Annotated in this window: 16 protein-coding genes and 13 tRNA genes; 15 read left to right on the top strand and 14 right to left on the bottom strand. The window is 45.4% G+C overall.

The genetic code is table 11. From position 1 onward, the window contains the following. Positions 1–11: 11 nt before the first annotated feature. The 12 genes from L5M11_RS00325 to L5M11_RS00270 all read right to left on the bottom strand — a co-directional run bounded on the left by L5M11_RS00325 (position 12) and on the right by L5M11_RS00270 (position 7,959). On the bottom strand, positions 12–1,391 hold the full coding sequence (locus L5M11_RS00325; RefSeq protein ID WP_263139193.1) for a sigma-54-dependent transcriptional regulator: 1,380 nt from the start codon (positions 1,389–1,391) through the stop codon (positions 12–14). Between the two features lie 4 nt (positions 1,392–1,395). Further along, a complete protein-coding gene (locus L5M11_RS00320; protein ID WP_028761091.1) occupies positions 1,396–3,192 on the bottom strand; it encodes an ATP-binding protein in 1,797 nt (598 codons plus the stop codon). A 129-nt stretch (positions 3,193–3,321) separates the two neighbouring features. Beyond that, positions 3,322–4,719 (bottom strand): TRAP transporter large permease, encoded by a 1,398-nt coding sequence (locus tag L5M11_RS00315; RefSeq protein WP_028761090.1) that lies wholly within the window; start codon positions 4,717–4,719, stop codon positions 3,322–3,324. Further along, complete coding sequence (locus L5M11_RS00310) at positions 4,719–5,375, bottom strand: TRAP transporter small permease (protein ID WP_181800891.1); 657 nt, start codon at positions 5,373–5,375, stop codon at positions 4,719–4,721. The genes L5M11_RS00315 and L5M11_RS00310 overlap by 1 nt, the downstream gene beginning before the upstream one ends. A 59-nt stretch (positions 5,376–5,434) precedes the next feature. Next, on the bottom strand, positions 5,435–6,454 hold the full coding sequence (locus L5M11_RS00305) for a TRAP transporter substrate-binding protein (protein WP_113941003.1): 1,020 nt from the start codon (positions 6,452–6,454) through the stop codon (positions 5,435–5,437). Positions 6,455–6,921: 467 nt separating this feature from the next. Continuing rightward, entirely contained in the window at positions 6,922–7,152 is a 231-nt protein-coding gene (locus L5M11_RS00300; protein WP_105252063.1) for a hypothetical protein, read from the bottom strand. 166 nt (positions 7,153–7,318) lie between these two features. Continuing rightward, positions 7,319–7,394 (bottom strand) — tRNA-Val (locus L5M11_RS00295). A gap of 28 nt (positions 7,395–7,422) precedes the next feature. Then, positions 7,423–7,498, bottom strand: a tRNA-Val gene (locus L5M11_RS00290). Positions 7,499–7,526: 28 nt separating this feature from the next. Continuing rightward, a tRNA-Val gene (locus L5M11_RS00285) sits at positions 7,527–7,602 on the bottom strand. A 48-nt stretch (positions 7,603–7,650) separates the two neighbouring features. After that, positions 7,651–7,726, bottom strand: a tRNA-Val gene (locus L5M11_RS00280). A 37-nt stretch (positions 7,727–7,763) separates the two neighbouring features. Next, positions 7,764–7,839 (bottom strand) — tRNA-Val (locus L5M11_RS00275). Positions 7,840–7,883: 44 nt separating this feature from the next. Beyond that, a tRNA-Val gene (locus L5M11_RS00270) sits at positions 7,884–7,959 on the bottom strand. Positions 7,960–8,574: 615 nt separating this feature from the next. On the opposite strand from L5M11_RS00270, the gene gltX reads away from it, so the two are divergent. The 8 genes from gltX (at position 8,575) to L5M11_RS00230 (ending at position 11,298) form a co-directional block, all read left to right on the top strand. Beyond that, positions 8,575–9,984, top strand: a complete 1,410-nt coding sequence (gene gltX / locus L5M11_RS00265; protein ID WP_105252064.1) for a glutamate--tRNA ligase — start codon at positions 8,575–8,577, stop codon at positions 9,982–9,984. A gap of 105 nt (positions 9,985–10,089) precedes the next feature. After that, positions 10,090–10,165, top strand: a tRNA-Ala gene (locus L5M11_RS00260). A gap of 63 nt (positions 10,166–10,228) precedes the next feature. After that, positions 10,229–10,304 (top strand) — tRNA-Glu (locus tag L5M11_RS00255). 104 nt (positions 10,305–10,408) lie between these two features. Further along, a tRNA-Ala gene (locus L5M11_RS00250) sits at positions 10,409–10,484 on the top strand. Between the two features lie 130 nt (positions 10,485–10,614). Further along, positions 10,615–10,690: transfer RNA gene (locus tag L5M11_RS00245), tRNA-Glu, on the top strand. A 118-nt stretch (positions 10,691–10,808) separates the two neighbouring features. Further along, positions 10,809–10,884, top strand: a tRNA-Glu gene (locus tag L5M11_RS00240). 131 nt (positions 10,885–11,015) lie between these two features. Continuing rightward, positions 11,016–11,091 (top strand) — tRNA-Glu (locus tag L5M11_RS00235). Between the two features lie 131 nt (positions 11,092–11,222). Continuing rightward, positions 11,223–11,298: transfer RNA gene (locus L5M11_RS00230), tRNA-Glu, on the top strand. A 581-nt stretch (positions 11,299–11,879) separates the two neighbouring features. Here the strand turns inward: L5M11_RS00230 and L5M11_RS00225 are convergent. Then, the gene (locus tag L5M11_RS00225) at positions 11,880–13,709 is read right to left on the bottom strand and encodes an ABC transporter ATP-binding protein (protein WP_113941006.1); all 1,830 of its coding nucleotides are present in this window, start codon (positions 13,707–13,709) and stop codon (positions 11,880–11,882) included. 435 nt (positions 13,710–14,144) lie between these two features. Between L5M11_RS00225 and L5M11_RS00220 the strand changes: the two genes are divergently transcribed. The 7 genes from L5M11_RS00220 to L5M11_RS00190 all read left to right on the top strand — a co-directional run bounded on the left by L5M11_RS00220 (position 14,145) and on the right by L5M11_RS00190 (position 21,408). Then, on the top strand, positions 14,145–15,836 hold the full coding sequence (locus L5M11_RS00220) for a DNA-3-methyladenine glycosylase 2 family protein (protein ID WP_263190958.1): 1,692 nt from the start codon (positions 14,145–14,147) through the stop codon (positions 15,834–15,836). Positions 15,837–15,939: 103 nt separating this feature from the next. Next, complete coding sequence (locus L5M11_RS00215; protein WP_263190956.1) at positions 15,940–16,497, top strand: methylated-DNA--[protein]-cysteine S-methyltransferase; 558 nt, start codon at positions 15,940–15,942, stop codon at positions 16,495–16,497. A 47-nt stretch (positions 16,498–16,544) separates the two neighbouring features. Further along, positions 16,545–17,828: a DEAD/DEAH box helicase gene (locus L5M11_RS00210; RefSeq protein ID WP_173243985.1), complete on the top strand. Its 1,284-nt coding sequence runs from the start codon at positions 16,545–16,547 to the stop codon at positions 17,826–17,828. Positions 17,829–17,900: 72 nt separating this feature from the next. Further along, entirely contained in the window at positions 17,901–18,371 is a 471-nt protein-coding gene (locus tag L5M11_RS00205) for a dual specificity protein phosphatase family protein (protein ID WP_263190955.1), read from the top strand. 139 nt (positions 18,372–18,510) lie between these two features. Then, a complete protein-coding gene (locus L5M11_RS00200) occupies positions 18,511–19,410 on the top strand; it encodes a chemotaxis protein CheV (RefSeq protein ID WP_028761082.1) in 900 nt (299 codons plus the stop codon). A 171-nt stretch (positions 19,411–19,581) separates the two neighbouring features. Continuing rightward, the gene (gene sstT / locus L5M11_RS00195) at positions 19,582–20,808 is read left to right on the top strand and encodes a serine/threonine transporter SstT (RefSeq protein ID WP_263190954.1); all 1,227 of its coding nucleotides are present in this window, start codon (positions 19,582–19,584) and stop codon (positions 20,806–20,808) included. Between the two features lie 75 nt (positions 20,809–20,883). Beyond that, entirely contained in the window at positions 20,884–21,408 is a 525-nt protein-coding gene (locus tag L5M11_RS00190; protein WP_263166662.1) for a CIA30 family protein, read from the top strand. Positions 21,409–21,581: 173 nt separating this feature from the next. Here L5M11_RS00190 and L5M11_RS00185 read toward each other — a convergent pair whose 3' ends face one another. Continuing rightward, the gene (locus L5M11_RS00185; RefSeq protein WP_263190953.1) at positions 21,582–22,961 is read right to left on the bottom strand and encodes a Gfo/Idh/MocA family oxidoreductase; all 1,380 of its coding nucleotides are present in this window, start codon (positions 22,959–22,961) and stop codon (positions 21,582–21,584) included. Positions 22,962–23,616 lie beyond the last annotated feature (655 nt).

Below are 23,616 nucleotides of genomic sequence, written 5' to 3'. Positions count from 1 at the left end.
AAATATGTCCTTTAGTCATCGGAATTAATGTACTGTTTGCGGTCTAAATCGTATTTACGCATTTTGTCGTAGAGGGTTTTGCGGGGCAGTTCTAGCTGCTCCATGGTCTGCTTAATACTGCCCTTGTTGTGGCTAAGTGCTTCTTCAATCAGTACCCGTTCAAAAAACTCTACCCTTTGTAGCAGGGACATACTCGAGTGCAGGCTTGGAGTATTGCCTAATGTGCCAGCAAAGGCGGCTTCTCCGCCCAGCAGCACAAAGCGTTCGGCGAGATTACGTAACTCACGCACATTGCCTGGCCAGTCGTGGGAAGTAAGTATCGCATTTTGCTCCGCATTTAAGGCGATAAGCGCTTTGTGATAGCGTGCCGATGCGACGCGGGCAAAGTGTAAAAAGAGTAATGGAATATCTTCACGGCGATCCCGCAGGGGAGGGATGGGCACAGTCACCAGATTTAAGCGATACAACAAGTCTTGGCGAAATTCCCCGGTGTCACACAGACCTTTTAAATCGACTTTTGTAGCCGCTATCACGCGAATATCTAAGTTGATGCTCTTGTTAGACCCTAAACGTTCAACCTTACGATCTTCAAGCACTCGCAGCAGTTTTACTTGCAGCGACAGTGGTGTACTTTCAATTTCATCTAAAAATAACGTGCCACCATTGGCATATTCAAATTTGCCAATGCGCATCTTATCGACGCCAGTAAAGGCCCCCGCTTCGGCGCCAAAGAGTTCACTTTCAATCAGGTTTTCGGGGATTGCACCACAGTTGATGGCGACAAAGTTAGCTTGGCTGCGGCTGCTGTGGTCGTGTAAATAGCGGGCAACAAGTTCTTTACCTGTACCTGTTTCGCCTTCAATTAACACATCCGCAGGCGTATCTATCACTTGCGTTATGATGTGGCGCATACGGTTGATGCCGACACTGTTGCCCAAAATACGAGGGCCCGGTACGCTTTGGCTTTCGAGATCCTTTTTAAGCTTGCGGTTCTCTAAGGTCAGACTGCGTTTTTCTAAGGCGCGTTTAACCACATCGAGTATATGTTCGTTATTAAAGGGTTTTTCGAGAAAGTCGTAGGCGCCTTGTTTTAAGGCATTGACTGCCATGGCAATATCACCAAAACCAGTGAGTAGGACGACGGGGAGAGCGGGATCTTGCAGACGGATTTGTTGCATTAAGCTGATGCCGTCTAATTGTGGCATGTTGACATCCGATATCACCATTCCCGCCCAATCTTTATGCAGCAACTTAGCGATACCTTTGGGTTCTGTGGTGGCGAGCGCCTTAATGCCCTCCAGTTCAAATAGTTGAACGAGAACTGTGCCTATGTGCGGCTCATCGTCGATGATGAGAACAGAATAATCTTGAATTGAATTGGGCACACTCATAAAACTAACGTTCCTCGAGCAAGTAAATAGGTAAAATAATCTGGAAAATAGCGCCACCCTCTTCGGCATTGGCAACGTTAATTTGGCCTTGCATGGATTCGATAATGCGTTGTGAAATCGATAAGCCTAGCCCCAGTCCGTGCCGTTCGTTGGTGGTAAAGTAGGGTTCGAAGATTTTCTCCATTTGGCTTTCACGTACACCCGGGCCTGAATCTTGGATACTGATGCAAAACTTATCTTCACTGGTCACGCGGATAACCAATTGGCGTTTAACCGATTGTTGCATAGCAACAATAGCGTTGCTCATAATGTTGACAAACACTTGTTGTAATCTAACCTTATCGCCCCAAACCTGATAGTTGCCGTTGGGTAATTGCACATCGAGTTCAACACCCTGTTTATCAATAGCAGGTTGAACTATGGTCAGGGCTTGCTTGATACAGCGGCCAATATCGGTTGCGCTATCAGCGCCTTGGCTCTTGCGGGTAAAACTTTTAAATTGCCCAACAATATCGGCTAATCTGTCGGTAAGTTCAATAATAATCTTGATATTATCCAGTGCCTTATCTTGCATATCACGGGCGAGAAAAGTTTGGGTATTTTGGGCATAGCTGCGAAGTGCCGCGAGTGGTTGATTGAGTTCATGGTTAATACTGGCGGATAAACTGCCTATTACTGTCAGTTTTGCCGCTTGAATGAGTTCATCTTGAGTATCTTTGAGCTGATTGTTGGCCTGCTGTAAGTCCTGAGTGCGTTCTTCAACTCGCTGTTCTAAAAGGCTTTGCGCTAGTTGCATTCGGTGTAGATTGCGACGGCGCTCGGCGTTAAATAGGATGCTGAGTGCCAGCAAAAGATAAATACTAGCTGACAGTAACATCAGCGCGGGCAAAGAGGTCAGTAAAGGTTTGATTGGCGCTAAGATGTGTACTCGCCAGCCTGCCTTAGCCATTGATTGGTGGATGTCCATGTATTGTTCATGGTCTGTACCCGTTTGCAGTTGGTAGAGCATAGCTTGACTACCACTTTCATAGGGCGGCTTCATCAACAACTCTCCTATGGGACGTTCTGCATAGCGTTTAGAGGCATTAAGGGCATATTGCTTGGCTTGGGTAAGCGGGGTTAATGACTTTAACCGCCATTCATCGATACTGGAAATAAAGACGATATCTTCAGGATCACTGATAAGGAACTGATACTGCCCCGCAATTGCGATACTGGTACTTTGTTGCTCTATGTCGGCAATGTTAACTTTGACTATGATGGCCCCAAGTATGCCTTTACCACCTTGTTGATAAATAGGGTAAGAGAAATAAAATCCGCGCTTATCTGAGCTGGTACCCACTGCGTAATAACGGCCTAGATTGCCCGAGATAGCATCTGTGTAATAGGGTCTAAAGGAGTAGTCCTTGCCAATAAAGGAAAAACTTTGTTGCCAGTTACTGGCGGCAATGGCGATACCTAAGGCATCAATCAGATAGATATCGGATGCTTCGGTGACATGCTGAATTTCTTCGAGATATAAATTAAGCTCTTGGACTTTATCAGGATTCTGCTGGTCGTTCAGGACATTGGCGAGCATTGGGTTAGTCGAGAGCACGTGGGGAATACTTTCGTAGCGCGATAGTGCACCATCGAGAAAACTGACTAATTCCTTTAGTTGTTTCTCCGATTGCTTTTGGATCTCGATTTTACCTTGATGCAAATGCACCCAGTAGGTCAGTTTGAGGGTTGCAAATAGGCCTGCAAGTAACACAACGGTCAGAAAGAGGCGTTTCTTGGCCTTAGGCGTCATGGGCAACATGGTGGTTATCCTGATAAAGCAACGGGATCAATAACTGATACTGCGCATAATAAAACAAAGCGAGCCTGACTAGGCTCGCTTAAAATCTATCTGTAATCAAGGGGTAATCTCACAACCTTGAATTGCAGACTAATATCCACGCATCGAATCCAACCATTCAGGTAAGAAGAGTGAAATCTGTGGTACGTAAGTAATCAGGGCTAAGAAGGCTAGCATCACGAGTAACCAAGGCAGAACCGACTGAATCACCCAACCAATACTGCGCCCCGTGATCCCCGCGGTGACAAAGAGATTGAGTCCCACCGGCGGCGTTAGCATACCGATCTCCATGTTCACGACCATGATGATACCTAAGTGGATAGGATCTATGCCTAATTGCGTTGCAATAGGGAACAGAATTGGCGCCATAATGAGTACAATCGCCGATGGCTCCATAAAGTTACCGGCAGCAAGCAACAGTAAGTTAACGATGATCAGGAATCCCCAGGCGGGTAAACCCATGCTAACAATATACTCAGCAATAATGTGAGGGATACGTTCTGTGGTTAATACATGCGCAAATAGCATAGCGTTAGCTATGATAAACAGCAGCATGATACTGACCTTGGCACCATCGCGCACAACATGACGTATGTCTTTGTCGATAGGCGTTTTAATCAGTCCTAAGAACATATGGCCTAAGTTACGCGCAGTTGCTTTGGCTAAGTTTTCACCTTGATTACGCCATGCCACGTCTTTTAATGGCCCGATATCACGGTAGCCAAATACCGCAATAAGGTAAGCATATACACAAGCCACAGCTGATGCTTCGGTTGGGCTAGCGACGCCACCATAGATAGAGCCTAATACGATAAAGATGAGTGCTAATCCACCCATAGCCTTGGCACTTGAAATCCCCAGTTGTTTAACGCCAGGAAAAGGACGTGAGGGCAAGTTTTTAAAGCGGGCAACGATATAAATGACGATCATCAATATAAATCCCATCATTAAACCTGGGATTAAGCCTGCCATAAACATTTTTGCAGCCGACACTTCAGTTGCTGCGGCATACACTAACATGACGATTGAAGGTGGGATCAAAATCCCGAGAGTGCCAGAGGTCGTGATCACGCCTGCAGCAAATTTTTCGGGATAACCTGCTTTTACCATGCCGACTATGACGATAGAACCAATTGCCGCAACAGTCGCAGGAGATGATCCAGAAACTGCAGCAAACAGCATACATGCCATAACGGATGCCATTGCTAATCCACCACGGACATGTCCAATACTGTCCATGGCAAAATCGATAATCCGTCTAGCAACACCACCCGTTGATAGGAAGGCGGATGACAGAATAAAGAAGGGGATTGCGAGTAAAGTGTAATGCTCTGATGAAGACTCATACAGCTTGAGTGCAACTGAAGCTAAGGAGTCATTCGAGAACAATAAAATCGTCAGCATGCTGGAAAAACCTAATGCGATAGCGATAGGCATACCGAGAAACATACATACGAATAGGGCGGTAAATAGGGTTGCAATAGCCATTATTTAGCCTCCTTTTGGTCAGAGACTGGATCTACTTTAGCGTTTTTAGCGCTCTCATCGATTAAATGCATACTTTCTTTCGCTTCATCGGCAAATTGGAAGCCTGAGACTTGGTCACGCAGAATGGCGATAAAGAGTTCGACGAAACGCCAAGTCAACATAAAAAAGCCAATGATTAAAATACTTTGAGATAACCAAATCGGTATTGCGCCATCTTCAATATCGATTTTTAAAGTGTTCCAAGCAAAATCTGGATCGAGGCTTTTTAATATAAATTGTGGGAAATGTATGTCTTCCATAGGCAAACCGATTTGATACATCTGGCTTAAGTAATCCCAACTGCCTTTTAAAAAGAGTCCGCAGTAGACGATACAAACAAAGGCGGTAATAAGAGATACTATCTTTTTAGCCTTTGGCGCTAAATTTTTAACAAACGCATCGACACCAATATGGGCACCGACTTTAACCCCATAGGACATACCAAATAACACAAACCAACCGCAAAAGGTTAATGTAAGTTCTTGGATCCAAAGAAAACCCGTGTTGAAGAAGAAGCGAGCGACGACTTCTGAAAACACTAACAGCGTCATCAGAGTGATCAATAAATTGAGCACACCTTCTTCAACATAACCAAATATTCGCGATATCACAGCCATAATCCCCTCGCTGAAATGGCCGCCTAAGCTCGGTTGAGCTTAGGCGACTATCATCATTATTATTTATTTGCAGCTACAGCAGCATCAATCACATCTTTACCGATTTGATCTTCAAACTTAGCCCAAACAGGTTTCATTACCTCAACCCATTTTTGACGTTCAGCAGGAGACAGAGTCACTAACTGTGAACGTTTAGAATCAAGGATTAACTGTTTGTCTTCATTGTCTTTTTCAGCAGCAATCTTGTTACCTAATGCGATAGATTCGTCTAAAGCTTCTTTGATGATCTTACGTTTGTCAGCAGGTAGACCTTTCCAGAAAGTGTCAGAGGTCACGACCATATAGTCGAGAACACCGTGATTACTTTCAGTGATTTGGCTTTGCACTTCATAGAACTTTTGTGAATAAGTATTTGACCAAGTGTTTTCTTGACCATCGATAGCGCGGGTTTGAAGTAGAGTAAATACTTCAGAGAAAGGTTTTTTCACAGGGATTGCACCAACAGCATCAAACTGGGCTGCTAGAACATCAGATGCCATAACGCGGAATTTCAAGCCTTTTGCATCAGCAGGATTTTTAAGTGGTGTGTTAGAGGAGAACTGTTTCATACCATTGTGTAAATAACCCAGACCGACAATTCCTTTACGGCTCATGGAGTTCAGTAATGTTTGACCAGCTTCACCTTGTTGGAAACGGTTCACGGCATCCATATCATTGAATAGGAAAGGTAAATCGAATATTTGTAGACGTTTAGTGTAACGCTCAAACTTTGAGAGTGAAGGCGCGACAAATTGTACGTCGTTTAACAGCAGTGCCGCTAATTCGTTGTTATCCCCAAATAACTGTGAGCTAGGAAATACACTGACTTTGTATTCACCTGGTAAACGTTGTTCAACGAGTTCTTTAAATTTAAGTGCCATTTGGCCTTTAGGTGTGTTTTCTGCCACTACGTGTGAAAACTTAATTTCAATCGGTTCTGCAAATACGTTAAAACTGGTCGCAAATACGGAGGCAACAGCGAGCATTTTGACTAAGGTTTTGAGTGGACGGGTCAATCCAGTTTGTTGATTCAATATCATCTTGAGTTCCTTTTTCTGTTGTTAGGATTTGTCCTCAGTCTTGGTTAGTTTGTTACCAAGTTTGAGTAGGAATACAGCCTTGATTTCCCTGAGGTCTGTCTTACTAAAGGCAAATACCACGCCAACTTACACTGGCTTCTGTAAGTGTTTGGTTACTAAAGTGTAGTTCATTTGATGTTTGTCACACTTTTAGTTTGGTGGGTGAGATCTCGCTCACAGTGATTTTGTGTTTGGGTGGAAACCCACCCATAGTGAAGATCGGCCCCAAATTGACGGCTTTTGTCGTTGCAGATAAATTAAACAAACTTAGTTATTTTTAGATCAAAAAAAGCCGTAAAAGTATGCGATATAACGACAAATACTGTGGTGGGCTGCTTTAGGAGAAGAAGTGTAGGTGAGATGTGAAGTCTATAGAGGTTAAGTCGATAGCTATCGTAGTCAATCAAGACACAATTCATTTGATGCTGTTAGTCATCCTCTAAAAGAATACGTTTAAGGATAGCATCGCTAGGTAACAAGGCTAAATGGCCCTGTTCATCAAAGTACCAACCGGTAATAAAGCCTTTTTGGCGCATGCTGACGAGATTATGCATGACTTCCCGCGCCTCTTTTAGAGCTGTTTGCTCATCGCAGGCATGGGTATGCTTTAAATAAGTGGCAATATTGGCAAGAGAAGCGGATTGACTGACGCTGGCCATAATGTTGATCTCCAAAAATGCTAAAGCAGAATGAAATCAGGCTGAGTGTCGATAGTGCTTAGTATTTAACGAAATATAAAATGCCGAATAGCATAACTTATCACTCGCTGATTGAGATCAAGCATAGTTGAGTAAGCACGTGGGTAAAGTTTATTGGGGAGATTTATGGTGGTCGCTACTGGGCTCGAACCAGTGACCCCCTCCTTGTAAGGGAGGTGCTCTCCCAGCTGAGCTAAGCGACCTGGGATATAACGTGTGTATTGCATAATATGGTGGTCGCTACTGGGCTCGAACCAGTGACCCCCTCCTTGTAAGGGAGGTGCTCTCCCAGCTGAGCTAAGCGACCTGGGATATAACATGTGTATTGCAGAATGTGGTGGTCGCTACTGGGCTCGAACCAGTGACCCCCTCCTTGTAAGGGAGGTGCTCTCCCAGCTGAGCTAAGCGACCTGGGCATTCTTAAACTACACAATTTTTAAGTCATTTTTCACTAAATAATGGTGGTCGCTACTGGGCTCGAACCAGTGACCCCCTCCTTGTAAGGGAGGTGCTCTCCCAGCTGAGCTAAGCGACCTGGGAATGACTTTTACACATTAATACATCAAGTTATATGGTGGTCGCTACTGGGCTCGAACCAGTGACCCCCTCCTTGTAAGGGAGGTGCTCTCCCAGCTGAGCTAAGCGACCTGGGATATAACATTTTGTATGCCATAATTTCTTTGTAGAAAATATGGTGGTCGATACTGGGCTCGAACCAGTGACCCCCTCCTTGTAAGGGAGGTGCTCTCCCAGCTGAGCTAATCGACCTCGCTGTGTGGAGCCGTATTATAGGGAGGTTCGATCTAGTGTCAACGCTTTTTAGTGAAAAAAGCATTGGTCGCGCTATTTTTGTCCACATTGGCTTAATGCTAATCACGCCGCCGATCAAAGTGTTATTTAATTCGCCAGTCAATGGTACGTAATTTGGACGCTCGCGATTAAATACGAGTTGAACTCATCCCATTCACCGGACTTTTTTGTGGTAAAAGTGCTGAGGAAGTGAGTGATTTATAAAAATTAGCGCACTACGCACTAATAGTATGAGTGCATTGATAGTGTATAGATGCGCGTGTTCGATGGCGCAGATATTTATAGTCGAAGGAATATAGGTGTAGAGATTTAGGGGTTGGAATATAAAGCCTGAAAAATCATCTCAAGTGTTAGCATTCATCAATGGTGGCGATAGCAATAGTGCCACCTTTATATATCGCTTTATATTGGCTTCCCTATAAAAGGGAGGGATTCGCGACACGATTTAACCAGATAAGTGATACTGTGAAGCTTGTCCCATTTGCAGCGCCTGCTTTGACTGTTAGAATAAGCCCACTTTTTTTATCGTGATTGTCTTTATCTAGACGACTTTATATAGGTTAGTGTCCCATTATGACAACTAAGACGCGTTTTGCCCCTAGTCCTACCGGTTTCTTGCATGTTGGTGGTGCCCGTACTGCACTTTATTCTTGGTTACAAGCCCGTGCAAATAACGGTGAGTTTGTATTACGTATTGAAGACACTGATATTGAGCGTTCGACTCAAGCCGCTTGCGATGCGATTTTAGAAGGCATGAACTGGCTAGGTTTGACATGGGACGAGGGCCCATATTACCAAACTAAGCGTTTTGACCGTTATAACGAAATCATTGCTCAAATGTTAGAAAAGGGCACAGCGTATAAATGTTACTGTTCACGTGAGCGAATCGATGCCTTAAGAGAATCACAGGCCGCTAACGGTGAAGCACAAAAGTATGATGGTTGCTGTCGCGACTTACCCGCTCGCGAGACTGATGAACCATTTGTGGTGCGTTTTAAAAATCCAATCGGTGGTTCAGTGGTATTTGATGACCATGTTCGTGGTCGGATTGAATTTTCTAACGATGCATTAGATGACTTGATCATCGCCCGTACCGACGGCGTGCCAACTTATAACTTCTGTGTGGTGGTTGACGATTGGGATATGGGGATCACTTGTGTGGTGCGTGGTGAAGATCATATCAACAATACCCCGCGTCAAATCAACATTCTTAAAGCATTAGGGGCGCCGATCCCAGAATATGCACACGTATCTATGATTCTAGGTGATGACGGCGCTAAGTTGTCCAAGCGCCATGGCGCTGTTAGCGTAATGCAGTACCGTGACGATGGCTATTTACCAGAAGCACTGCTGAACTATTTAGTGCGTTTAGGTTGGTCACATGGCGACCAAGAGATTTTCTCATTAGAAGAAATGAAGCAATTCTTTAAGTTGAGTGACATCAACAAAGCCGCTTCTGCTTTTAATACCGATAAACTGGTGTGGTTGAACCAACACTATATAAAGAGCCTAGATCCAGAATATGTGGCAACACACTTACAATGGCACATGGACGATCAAAAAATTGATCTGTCAAATGGCCCAGCATTAGCTGAAGTGGTCACTGCATTAGCTGAGCGCGCTAAGACTCTAAAAGAGTTAGCTGCATCTAGCCGCTATTTCTATGAAGACTTTGCTGAGTTTGATGAAGCACAGGCGAAAAAGCATTTACGCGGTGTTGCGTTAGAGCCATTGCAACTGGTGCAACAGAAATTATCGGCATTAACTGAGTGGACAGCTGAAGCTATTCATCAGGCAATTGAAGATACTGCGACTGAATTAGATGTGGGTATGGGTAAGGTCGGTATGCCTTTACGTGTTGCAGTAACAGGGGCAGGGCAGTCTCCAGGCTTAGATATCACACTATTTTTAATTGGAAGAAGCCGTTCTGAGCAAAGAATATCCAAAGCGATTGAATTTGTAGCAGATAGAATAAATTCCTAAAAAAACGAGTTGACACTTTTAGGTGCGCTGCATAGAATGCGCCACGCAGTTGAGACACAGTCGAGCAAATGCTTGCAGTGCACTTAAATGTAGTTCGATAGGTTTGGGGTTATAGCTCAGCTGGGAGAGCGCTTGCATGGCATGCAAGAGGTCCACGGTTCGATCCCGTGTAGCTCCACCAAACTTACCGTAGATGTTAAACGGGAACCTTTTCTAGTGAAAAGTTCAAATTAATATGTCCGGGGTCCCCTTCGTCTAGAGGCCTAGGACACCGCCCTTTCACGGCGGTAACAGGGGTTCGAATCCCCTAGGGGATACCAAATATTGGTTCCTAGCAAATAACTAACGTGTTGTTTGGTAAGAACAAAGTCTAAATTTCTGCTGATACATATACTGCTAAAGTTAGCTGTGTTGACAAAAATTTGGGGCTATAGCTCAGCTGGGAGAGCGCTTGCATGGCATGCAAGAGGTCCACGGTTCGATCCCGTGTAGCTCCACCAATTTACTGCCTTATTAAGCAGAAACGAAAGTTTAAATTAATACACCCAAGGCACACTTCGCTACTTAGAAGAGTGCCTATGAGACCGTAGATGTTAAACGGGAACGTTAAGTTCAAATTAATATGTCCGGGTCCCCTTCGTCTAGAGGCCTAGGACACCGCCCTTTCACGGCGGTAACAGGGGTTCGAATCCCCTAGGGGATACCACATTTTGGTTCCTAGCAAATAACTAACGTGTTGTTTGGTAAGAACAAGGCATTTRCTTCCTAGCCTACTGAAGYGAATGTGTTACAAAGCTCGGTTACGAGTTAAAACATAAGTCCGGGTCCCCTTCGTCTAGAGGCCTAGGACACCGCCCTTTCACGGCGGTAACAGGGGTTCGAATCCCCTAGGGGATACCATCTATATTTTATAGAGAGTGGTTCCTAGCAAATAACTAACGAGTTGTTTGGTAAGAACRAGRCATTTGCTTCCTAGCCTACTGAAGTGAATGTGTTACAAARCTCGGTTACGAGTTAAATCATAAGTCCGGGTCCCCTTCGTCTAGAGGCCTAGGACACCGCCCTTTCACGGCGGTAACAGGGGTTCGAATCCCCTAGGGGATACCATCTATATTTTATAGAGAGTGGTTCCTAGCAAACAACTAACGTGTTGTTTGGTAAGAACAAGGCATTTGCTTCCTAGCCTACTGAAGTGAATGTGTTACAAAGCTCGGTTACGAGTTAAATCATAAGTCCGGGTCCCCTTCGTCTAGAGGCCTAGGACACCGCCCTTTCACGGCGGTAACAGGGGTTCGAATCCCCTAGGGGATACCAATTTTAATCAAGGTTTATCGAAACTTTGGTTAAAGACAATAAGCCACCTCAAGGTGGTTTTTTTGTGTCTGAATTTTGAATATTAAATCGAGATCTCCCCGATTCATTTACGAGTCATACGCTCCGAGTTATTTGCCTAATTTACCCACCAATTCAAACCACCTAAATAAATGATGCTTCGAGAGGCTTACTTAGTGTGGTGAAGTCATTCTGTTCAATCGTGTGATAAAGATTATCGAAGCGTTTTCCTGCTTAACCTTGCGCTAACCCATGGCCCAAACTCACCTTTCGGATTGTTCAGTGTGTTGGTACTTTGAATGCTGCTACTTTCAATGCTGATAAGTTGAGCCGTTAAGCGCGGTTTATCTCTTGTTTCCAATCGTTCAACGAGTAAAGTTTGAAGTGAACTGTTCTTACGGTAGCTATTGTAATAGCTGAATAGCGTATCGTTGCGGTGAATATGCGGGCGAGTGTAAGAGTGAAGCTTTGTGGGAAGAGGGCAGAAGTAGGCGGAAACTTATTTGAGATAAAAAAGGCGACACTCACTGCTGAGTGTCGCCTTTCGTCATCTTACCTTTGGCTTAGTCTACACCTAAGAATCCACCGGTTTGGTGGGCCCATAATTGAGCATAAATACCGCCTGCGGCGATGAGTTCATGGTGCGTGCCTTGCTCAACGACTCGGCCTTGATCTAATACAATTAACCTGTCCATCGCGGCAATAGTAGAAAGTCGATGGGCAATCGCGATCACTGTCTTGCCTTGCATTAATTCATACAAACTTTCTTGGATTGCAGCTTCGACTTCGGAATCTAGCGCAGATGTGGCTTCATCAAGCAGTAAAATGGGCGCATTTTTCAATAAAACCCGCGCGATGGCGATACGCTGTCTTTGGCCACCAGAGAGTTTTACGCCGCGTTCACCCACTTGGGCATCTAAGCCATGATTACCGTTAGGATCACTGAGTTCCTGAATAAAGTCATAGGCTTGAGCTTGTTTAATCGCGCGATCAAGTTGCTCTTCACTGGCACTGGGATTGCCGTAAAGAATATTCTCGCGAATGGTGCGGTGCAAGAGGGAGGTATCTTGGGTCACCATGCCAATTTGCGAACGCAGTGAATCTTGCATAACCATCTTGATGTCTTGATCATCGATATTAATCTGACCTTTTTCAACATCGTAGAATCGCATTAGTAGATTCACTAGGGTCGATTTACCTGCGCCAGAACGCCCCACTAAGCCAACTTTTTCACCTGCTTTAATATTCAAATTCAGATCTTCAATCACGCCAGTCTGCTCACCGTAATGGAAACACACTTGGTTGAAATCAATCTTGCCATGATTGACGACCAGCGCCTTGGCGTTTGGCTCATCTTGGATGATCGTTGTTTTCGATAAGGTGTTCATTCCATCGGTAACCGTGCCGATATTTTCGAATAACGAACTGATTTCCCACATTATCCACTGTGACATGCCGTTTAAGCGCAGTGCTAAACTGACCGCAATGGCGATGGCGCCGACCGTGATTGCGCTATCGGTCCATAGGGCTATCGATACTGCTGCAATACTAAAGGCCAACAGATAGTTGATGATTTGCACGCTTACGCTGATGCCCGTCACTAAGCGCATTTGGCGATAAACCGTGTCTAAAAATATCCGCATACTGGATTTGGCGTATTCGGCTTCTTTCTGTGTGTGGGCGAATAGCTTCACTGTGGTGATGTTGGTATAGCTGTCGACGATACGGCCTGTCATGGTTGAGCGCGCATCGGCTTGCTCGGTAGAGACACTTTTTAGTCTAGGCACAAAGTACCATTGCAGACCAACATACAGTGCAAGCCAGACTAGCATAGGTATGACTAAGCGCAGATCAGCGCTGGCAATCATCACTAGCATTGAGGTGAAATACACTAAAATGTATACCAACACATCGAGTAATTTCATCACAGTTTCGCGCACGGCTAAGGAGGTTTGCATCACTTTCGTGGCGATTCTGCCAGCAAAATCATCTTGATAAAACGATACACTTTGTTTTAGCAAATAACGGTGTGCAAGCCAGCGGATCGACATAGGATAATTGCCGAGCAAGGTTTGATGCATGATAAGCGCATGCAGTAATACCAATATTGGCATCACAATTATCACCATACCTCCCATCAGCATTAAGGTCGTGCCTTCGTCTTGGAATAAGGTTTCGGGATTTTTTTTCACCAGCCAATCCACTAATTGGCCCATGAATCCGAACAGTGACACTTCAAGCATGGCCAGCATGGCTGTCAGCACTGACATTAAGATCAGCGGCAGTTCGTAGCCCTTAGTGTAGTGGCGACAAAAAGCATAAACCCCTGTGGGTGGTTTAGTGGGTTCATCATCGGGTAGGGCTTCAACCCAGGATTCAAATCGTTTAAACATGAATTAACTCTATGGTGAGATAAAAAATAGTCGGCTCTAGCATATACCCAAACAACCTGAAGATGCAGGATTCAGCGGGAATTTAACGCACTTTAGGCAAGGCGGTTATTTGCAGACCTAGTGGACTAAGTTAAAAATAACCAACACGGCATAAAGTGCGTTAAAACCCGCCGGGACGGAGCGTCTAGGGCACTCCACTTCCGTGTCGCACCAATTCAAAAGGTGGCCGACATTCTGTCATTGATGCGCCTTGAATTGAAGCACCCTAGACGCTCTGAAACTCGTATCTTCAGGTAGCTTGGGTATATAAGATTTCATGCCCTAAAAGCATTGAAATGATTGAGTTCCGTTTTCCGCTAGTGCTACATGCTAGTTTTACGTAAAGTAATGAACAAGAAATTAATTGTGAGCGAATATTGTCGGGCGTGGTGAAAAATGAGTGCAGATAGAGTGTCTAAGAGTGCGATTAAGCGTGATGAAATAGATTCGGTGCATTCACTGGAGTCCAGTGCGGGGCTACTTTCTGCGTCCATTTGCCGTGAGGCGAGGATGAGCCGCGATCCGCGGTTTGATGGTAAGTTTTTTGTGGGCGTATTAACGACGGGCATTTATTGCCGAACTGTGTGTCCCGCCGTCGCGCCAAAAGAGCAAAATGTGCGTTATTTTGATTCGGCCGTGAAAGCTGCACAGGCAGGATTACGCCCGTGTTTGCGTTGTCGGCCCGACAGTGCGCCGGGATCGAATCCTTGGAAGGGGACTGGCACAACGTTAGCGAGGGCCATTAGCTTAATCGAAGCGGGCGCCTTAGCGGGAAAATCATCGGGAGAGCCAGCTTCGACAATAACACAATTGGCTGACCGATTAGGGATCAGCAGTCGTTATCTCAATAAGCTCTTTACCGAAGGCTTTGGCACTTCGCCAAAACAATACGCCTTATATCGGCAATTACTGTTTGCTAAACAATTATTGCACCAAACCCAATTACCTATCACTCAAGTCGCGATGGCGGCGGGTTTCAACAGTATTCGCCGTTTCAATGAGGCGTTTAAGCAAACCTTGCAATTGACGCCGACCCAGTTAAGAAAGAGTGCATTAACCAAAGCGGCAAAGGAGTCCATGATTGAGCCACTAACAGGATTAGGTGAGATTGATACTATGGGTGAATTTGTGCCGCACTATGGATTAACCTTGTATCAGTATTATCGTCCGCCATTGGATTGGACATCACAGCTGGCGTTTTATCGATTACGTGCGGTAACAGGGATGGAATGGTTCACACCGCAGATGAGTCATCCACAAGCGATCGATGTCGTTGGCGATGAGGCGTCCGTGGTAGATGAGGCCAAAGTTGGCGATAATGGGCTCGAATATGGTCGCTGTTTTGCCCTAGGTAAGATGCGCGGCACAGTGCACATTATCCATGAGCCTAAGCTAAATCGCTTCAAACTCGCGATAATGTTGACCGAAGACTCTCCTGTCGATGAGCTGCAATTGCTGGTCACTGAAGTACGACGCATTTTAGATCTCGATGCGGATATGCTGCTGATTGAACAAGGCTTAAGTGCGCTACCAAGTTTAGGATTAACACCGTTTTCGGGATTACGGATTCCCGGTGCTGGCTCCTTATTTGAGGCGGCCTGCCGTGCGATTTTAGGCCAGCAAGTGACGGTAGTGCAGGCGACTAAGCTACTTAATCAATTGGTTGAAGCCTATGGCGAGCGCTTTAGTCTCAATGGTTGCGAGTATCGTTTATTTCCTATACCCGAGGCCATTCGTGAGGCGAGTCTAACAGAGCTAAAAATGCCCGGCGCTCGTAAATTAGCCCTCAATGCGCTCGCGGCGTTTATCTGTGATCATCCTGAGGCGAGTGTCGATGATTGGCTCAGCGTTAAGGGCATAGGTCCTTGGACAATCGCGTATGCTAAGCTCCGCGGTTTGGGCGATCCCAATGTGTTTTTGCATACCGATTTGATTGTTAAAAAGCATTTGCTGGCCTTGTATGGCAAGACCCATAGGCTAGAAGAAGCTGCTGCGGGTGCCGTCAACTACCCGAAGCTGTGTCAGCAACTGAGTCAAGAAATCGCGCCTTGGGGCAGTTATTTAACTTTTCAGCTTTGGCATCAATAACCATCAAGCCGCCTCACATTTAACTGCTAGTTTAAAAAGATGATTTAGCGTTAAGTTAAGAGCCAATTTAGAACCAAATTTAGAGCAAACAAAGAGACAGATTATGAAACATGCGATTCGTCAATTGAGCCAAGCGCCGAGTATTGCTGCGTATCAGCCCTGTGCCGTAGATACTTTTATGAGTCCTGCCGGAATATTACAGTTAAATGCCAATGCCTATGGGCTGAGTCATTTAACGGTTGTCGGCTCGGATCGCACTGAGATTGCGCTTGCTAAGGTGAGTGAGGATGCCCTCAATCAAGCTAAGGCGCATATTAGTGAAACTCAAGTGCAGCTCGCGCGTTATTTTGCAGGTGAACTGATTGAATTTAATTTAAAGCTCGCACCTAAAGGCACTGAATTTCAGCGTGAAGTTTGGCAAGCTTTGCTCAATGTAGATTATGGCCAGAGCTGCAGCTATGGGCAGATTGCCGAGCAAATTGGTCGGCCTAAGGCGGTGCGCGCCGTGGGCGCGGCCAATGGTGCCAATCCCATTGCGATTATCGTGCCTTGCCATAGAGTGATAGGCAAAAACGGCAAGTTAACGGGTTACGCCTATGGGCTTGCGATGAAACAGCAGTTATTAACGCTGGAAACTGCCAAGCATTGCCTCGATATTTAAGCTAGAATAGCCGCCTATTAAGATATTGGTGAGCAGTTAAACTTTCTATGACTCAGGCTTCTTCCTCTGCGGCAAGCTTTGCCCAACTCGGCATTATTGCACCTCTGCTAAATCGACTAACCGAATTAGCGTATGTTTCGCCCACACCAGTACAGGCGGCGACGATCCCCGCTGTGCTTGCGGGGCGCGATGTGTTAGCCGGTGCTAATACGGGCTCGGGTAAAACGGCAGCCTTTGCCGTGCCGCTGTTGCAACAACTTGTTGACGCAAAAACAGAGGATAAGACAGGCGCTTATGTTCGTTGTTTGGTCTTAGTCCCAACCCGTGAATTAGCACAACAAGTCGCCGACAGCTTTTTATCCTATGCCTCACATCTTAATGGCAAGCTAAAAATTGTCGCTGCGTTTGGCGGTGTGTCGGTGAATGCGCAAATGCAGAGTCTACGCTCTGGCGCCGACGTCCTAGTAGCAACGCCGGGTCGTTTGTTAGATCTGTTGTCCAGTAATGCCATCAAACTCAATCGTGTCAGCGCCTTAGTGCTCGATGAAGCCGACCGCATGTTAAGCCTTGGTTTTACAGAAGAATTAGCCCAAGTGCTCGACGCTTTGCCCGTCAAGAAACAAACCTTATTATTCTCTGCGACATTCCCTGAAGAAGTCCGTGAGTTAACGGCAAAACTGCTTAATAATCCACTTGAATATCAATTGCAAAGTGAGCAAGAAAGCACGATTCATCAACGGGTGATTACGGTTAATCGTCCGATGAAAACCGCATTATTGGCGCATCTGATTAAAGAACATCAGTGGTCACAGGCGTTGATCTTCGTGAGTGCCAAAAATACCTGTAATCACTTAGCGCAAAAGCTGTCTAAACGTGGGATCACTGCCGAAGTGTTCCATGGCGATAAAGCCCAAGGTGCGCGTACGCGGGTGCTCGATGGCTTTAAAAATGGCGAGATCAGTGTGTTAATTGCGACCGATATTGCCGCCCGTGGTATCGATATCGATAAACTGCCTGTGGTGATCAACTTTGATTTACCAAGGAGCCCTGCAGATTATATGCATCGTATTGGCCGTAGTGGCCGCGCCGGTGAAGCAGGCTTAGCCGTGACCTTGATTTCCCATGAGGATTATCACCACTTTGGCGTGATAGAGAAAAAGAACAAACTTAAGTTAGTGCGTGAGCAAATTGTCGGTTTTGAAGCCGATGATGAAATGCCAGCCGAACTGTTAGAACAAGCTAAACCTGTCGCCAAGCCTGAAGGTATGGGTAAAAAAAAACGTAAACAGTTACCGCCTGCCAATGCTGAATTTTGGGGTAAAAAATCTTAAGTCGTTGGAAACAAGCTATTCTTAGCTTATCTCTGGCGTTCCTTGTCATCTCACTTGTCGTAGGTAAGGTTTATGCAACACTTATTCTGGTTAGTTGAAGGTAAAGTCGCAGGGCGCAGTGGCCCTAATAAAGATCCTTGGGATTTACAAGCGCTCAAAGAGGCCGGTATTGGTGCCATTCTGTCGGTCAATGGGGGCGAGGGTTGCGAGCCGAGTGCGTTTAAGCAGCTTGATTTACGTTACGAATGTATTGCCTTTTCGCGCAATGTGCCGCCCCAAGATGGGGATGTGGCGATTTGTGTCGCTCAGTTGCCCAAGGCACTCGCTTTTATTCAGCAATGTGAAGCCGATGAGCTGCCTGTAGTGATCCATTGTCGCTCGGGTAAGGATCGCACCAGTCTTATCATGGCCTATTACTTGATGGTCAATGGTGCAGCGCCATTACATGCGGTGAGCCAAGTTCGTAATATTCGCGATATCGCTTTTACTGCCGAAGGTTGGGATCAATTCGCCTTTGATGTCTTGTATGCATTGCAAGACTAAGCATTTGTCGGCGATTGGCGTCGAACCTATTAATAAATAGGTAATAATAGTTTCATTCGTTTGACCTTAGTCATCAAAATTTTACTGTGTTAAGGTTAAGCTATCCGAAGGTTGTTTTTAGTGAGTTATTTATCTAATTATGAAAAGTAAGGCAAGTCAGTCACAGGGATTACTACTGTTTCGGTTATCACAGACTCAAGTGTTTGCCTTAGGCACGTTGAAAGTGCGTGAGCTGGTGCCGTACACACAGCTAAGCAAAATTCCCCAATCTCATCCGACGATTCTTGGCGCTTCAACGATTCGTGGCCATACGATCCCTATCATAGATATGGCGGCAGCGATTGGTTATCGGCCGATAGCCCCTGAAGAGCGCGAAAAATGCTACATCATCATCACTGACTGTCAGCGGATGATCATTGGCTTTTTAGTGCGTGGTATCGATAAGATTATTGAATGTAATTGGCGCGATATTGAGGCGCCTTCTGCCAATTTGGGTAAGAATGCTTACTTGACTGGCGTGACTCGTTTTGAGGACCAGTTAGTACAATTACTCGATGTTGAGTTATTGCTGTCGAAAATTTTCCCGAATAACCCACAGGCAAATCGGGCAATCTTGACCGATGTGCAGCGTGAGAAACTCAAACCCATGAATATCCTGTTAGTGGATGATTCTAAGGTGGCACGTAAACAGTTATCCGACGCCCTTGATATGATCAACATCCCTTATCGAGTGACTGCCGACGGTAAAGAAGCCTTAGTCATGATGGAACAAGCGGCACTAGAGCATCATCCCATAGATATTCTGGTGAGTGATATCGAGATGCCGGGACTAGATGGTTATGAACTGGCGTTTGAGGTGCGTGATAATCCACTGACCGCCAAGGCATACATCATTTTACACACGTCTTTATCCAGCGAAATAAGCGTGAGTCAGGCTCACCAAGTGGGGGCAAATGAAGCGCTGACTAAGTTCGATGCCCACGAGTTGATTGATGCCATGTTGCGTGGTGCCGATTTAGCCATGAAGCAGCGCCAATAAGGCGCTTGTTAGTTTTTTGTATGCTTTTTGCGGGACAAGGGTAATTTAGTTAGCTTATTTCCCCGCAAAACTAGACAAGTCTAGTCACATCCTATAAAAACCTTATTGGCCTCATTTCCGAAGGTGCGCGTTGGGGATCTCAACCGAAATATAATAACGACAGGTTAAACCATGAAACAAGAATCATCATTATTAGCTAAGTTGGCTAATGGCAGTCTCGTATTACAAATCTTATTAGGGATTATCGCTGGTGTGGTGTTAGCGAGTTTTTCACCCGATAGCGCAAAAGATATCGCCTTCTTAGGCAGTTTATTCGTTGGAGCACTAAAAGCGATTGCTCCAATACTGGTATTTATCTTAGTTGCATCATCGATTGCCAATCAAAAGAAAAATACGCAAACCAATATGCGCCCAATTGTGATCCTGTATTTATTGGGGACCTTTGCCGCGGCGTTAACTGCTGTGATTTTAAGCTCTATTTTCCCCACGACTTTAGTTTTGGTTGCTGGTGTGGAAGGCACAAGTCCTCCACAAGGTATTGGTGAAGTAATCCATACCTTATTATTTAAACTGGTTGATAATCCAGTGAATGCGTTAATGACGGGCAACTATATTGGTATTCTTGCTTGGGGTGTGGGTTTAGGTTTAGCCTTACATCATGCTAGCGATTCTACTAAGCAAGTATTTGCCGACATGAGCCACGGCATTTCGCAAATGGTGCATTTCATTATTCGTTTAGCACCTATTGGTATTTTTGGTTTAGTTGCTGCGACGTTTGCTGAAACCGGTTTTGCCGCAATTGCGGGTTATGCGCAGTTATTGGCTGTGTTATTAGGTGCGATGGCTATTATTGCCTTAATCGTTAATCCTTTAATTGTTTACATGAAGATTAAACGTAATCCCTATCCGTTGGTATTTCGTTGTCTGCGTGAAAGTGGCGTGACTGCATTTTTTACCCGCTCGAGTGCGGCGAATATTCCGGTGAATATGGCGCTGTGTGAAAAATTAAATCTGCATGAAGACACTTATTCAGTCTCTATTCCCTTAGGTGCCACCATCAATATGGGCGGCGCGGCGATCACTATTACGGTATTGACCTTAGCTGCGGCGCATACCTTGGGCATTCAAGTCGATTTACTCACCGCATTGTTATTGAGCGTTGTAGCCGCTATTTCGGCTTGCGGCGCCTCGGGTGTGGCGGGTGGTTCATTACTGTTGATCCCACTGGCTTGTAGCTTGTTTGGTATTTCTAATGATGTCGCCATGCAAGTAGTCGCTGTCGGCTTTATTATTGGTGTGGTTCAAGATGCAGCCGAAACCGCATTGAACAGCTCTACTGACGTTATCTTTACCGCTGCGGCTTGTGAAGCCGCTGATAATAAAGCTAAACTGCGTTAACGAGGGCTGTTATTCGTATTGAAAAGTATTATGGAAGCAGTCACTTAGGTGGCTGCTTTTTTTATGGGAGTCGTTATGATCTTTTTTGATTTTAAAGTGCTAGATGCAGCAAAGCCTTGGTATGGAATAAATGACACTGTGATGGGCGGTTTGTCCCGCAGTAAGATGACGGTGTCACCTTTAGGCTATGGTGAGTTTAGTGGCCATGTGTCGCTGGCAAATGGCGGCGGGTTTGCTTCAGTGCGTTGTGAGTTTAGCCCTATAGATGTCAGTGGATTTACTGGGATCTATGTCGAACTCGATGGCGACCGACCTAAAGACTATAAAGTGAATTTAAAGGACGTCGACACACCCCAAAGTACGGTTTATCAAGCGCCTATGCCCGCGCCCAGTCATCAAACGTTTGGCGTGAGTGGCGCTAGAGTCTTGAATTGGCAGCGGATAGAAATTCCCTTCAGTGACTTCTTGCCCCAATGTCGGGGTAAACCGATTTCCCGAGTGGCAATAGATTTAAGCCAAGTCTGTAGTCTAGGGCTAGTGATTGGTGCCCAGCAGAGTGGTGATTTTTCTTTGAAAATCAAAGAAATTGGCTACTATTAGCGTTTATAGTTGGTTTCTTATCATGAGTTTGTTGCCCCTAATTGCTTGTCCCTTATTGCTATTGATGGTGTGGGCATCTCTAAGCTTCATTTAAGAAAAGAAAAAGGATAAGGCCGAGGCACTTATCCTTATGGTGAACCCATCAAAATGATGAGTTTGGCGAAAGCCGCTGCTTAAGCGCCGACAATCCCTAAGGGTTTGGCCGTTTGCCATGCGCCGCGGGTAAAATCTGGGAAGGTGACTGAGTTACTGCGGTCATTGAGTGAATGTTCACTTAAGATATTCACCACCGACCAAGACGCGCCATCGTACACATCCTGATCTAAGGCCTCGCCATTGCGCAGGCAATAAATCATGCGCCATAACATCACAAAATCCATGCCGCCGTGGCCGCCGTTAATCTCAGCTTCTTTGCCTATTCGTTGCCACAGAGGGTGATCATATTTGTCATACCACTTTTGCATGTCCATATCCCACTCGTGGTAACTTTGACCAAAGCCACCATTTTCGACGGCGATACGATTCGGGAAACCCGCAAACACGCCATTTGTCCCTTGGATTAAATTGTGGCGACTGTAAGGTCTTGGGCTCGTAGTGTCATGCTGCACCATGATGGTCCGGCCCTTAACGGTCTTAATCAGACTGGTATTGATATCCCCATTGATGTACTTGAGCTGATTACGCTCATGATCGGCGGGGAATTCACGTTTAGCATAGAGCGCACGGCCAAGAGCGGGCGAACTCATCGAGGTTAGATAATCAAATCTATCACCGCGGTTGATGTTCATATACTGGGAAACTGGTCCTAAACCGTGGGTCGGGTACAAGTTACCGTTGCGCTTGGTATGCCAATAAGTCCGCCATGAGCCCGTCTTATGGTCTATTTCCTTCATCTGCCAACGTAGCTCGTGGATATAAGCGGCTTCACCGTGGAGCAACTCACCAAACACGCCTTGGCGCACCATGTTGAGTACCATAAGTTCTTCACGGCCGTAGTTGACGTTTTCCATCATCATGCAGTTTTTCTGAGTGCGTTCGGCGGTATCCACAATTTGCCAGCATTCCTCTACTGTGAGTGCTAACGGTACTTCGACAAAGGCATGTTTACCGCTTTCCATCGTCTCTATCGCCATAGGTGCGTGCCATTCCCATGGAGTAGAAATGATCACAATATCAATATCATCGCGGCTCAACAGATCGCGATAGCTCAGGTCATTACCAGTATAGACAGCCGGTTTTGGCCGATTCTGTTTAACGATATGATCCACGGCTCTGTCCAGCACCGCTGTGTGAGTATCACAAATGGCTTTAAGTTCAACGCCTTCTAAATGACAGAATTGCTCGACATGGCTAAAACCCCGCTCGCCAACACCGATAAAGCCAACTCGAACCACGTCCATCTTGGGTGCTATGAGTCCGATAACGGATTTACCCGCTTGCGGTTTAGGGGCGACACTACTGGCGTAGGCGTTGAGGGCAATATTGGCTGTGACGAGTCCGGCGGTAGCGGCACCCGCTGCTTTAAGAAAGTGACGACGATGAATGTTATGCATAGCGCTTCCTGCTTTATTTTTGTTTTGTAGGGATATTGAAATATCACTTGGTCTTATTTGTGCGGTAATTCACTTATGGGTTATATCAGAAACCCTATTAAAATTGGCAATAAAAGATGTAACAAGCTCCTATAAGTCCATTTGATATATGAAATGCGTACGTTACGGGGTTATGTAAAAATTTTAAAAAAACAATTTCTTGAGTTATTTTTGTTGCGAGTTCATCAATATGATCAAACCAAACTAAAAAACGAAAGTGGGCAATATATGGAGCATATTCATACCAAAGGATTGAGTTCTAGATTTGTAGAAATAACGCTACAGCCCCCTTGTGCTTAACTCTTCAACAAGAGTCGTAGAAACTGGAAGAGATACAATTGTATCTAAATTGCTTGTTTGTGAGTGCTTTCTGTCAATACACGTGCGTGTTATCTCAAACATCTAAATCTAAAAATATTTAAAATTAAACACTTACAGGCTACCGTTTTAGGATAATTGGTCTGGAAAACGCGCATGCGTGTCTTTCTGATGGATTCTTGTATATGAAAAGCGGTAGAAAGCTGATAACTTCTAGTTAATACAAATAGTTAAGTGTGTGCGTTTTTATTTTTCTATGGACGCCAACGCTACGCTGCATTGGCGCTTTTTAGCTCAG

Origin of the sequence: Shewanella sp. SM87 (assembly GCF_025653705.1) — a bacterium.
In the GTDB taxonomy this organism is placed as follows: Bacteria; Pseudomonadota; Gammaproteobacteria; order Enterobacterales; family Shewanellaceae; genus Shewanella; species Shewanella oncorhynchi.
Note: the sequence above shows the minus strand (reverse complement) of the source record. Positions and strands in the feature narration are given on the sequence as shown.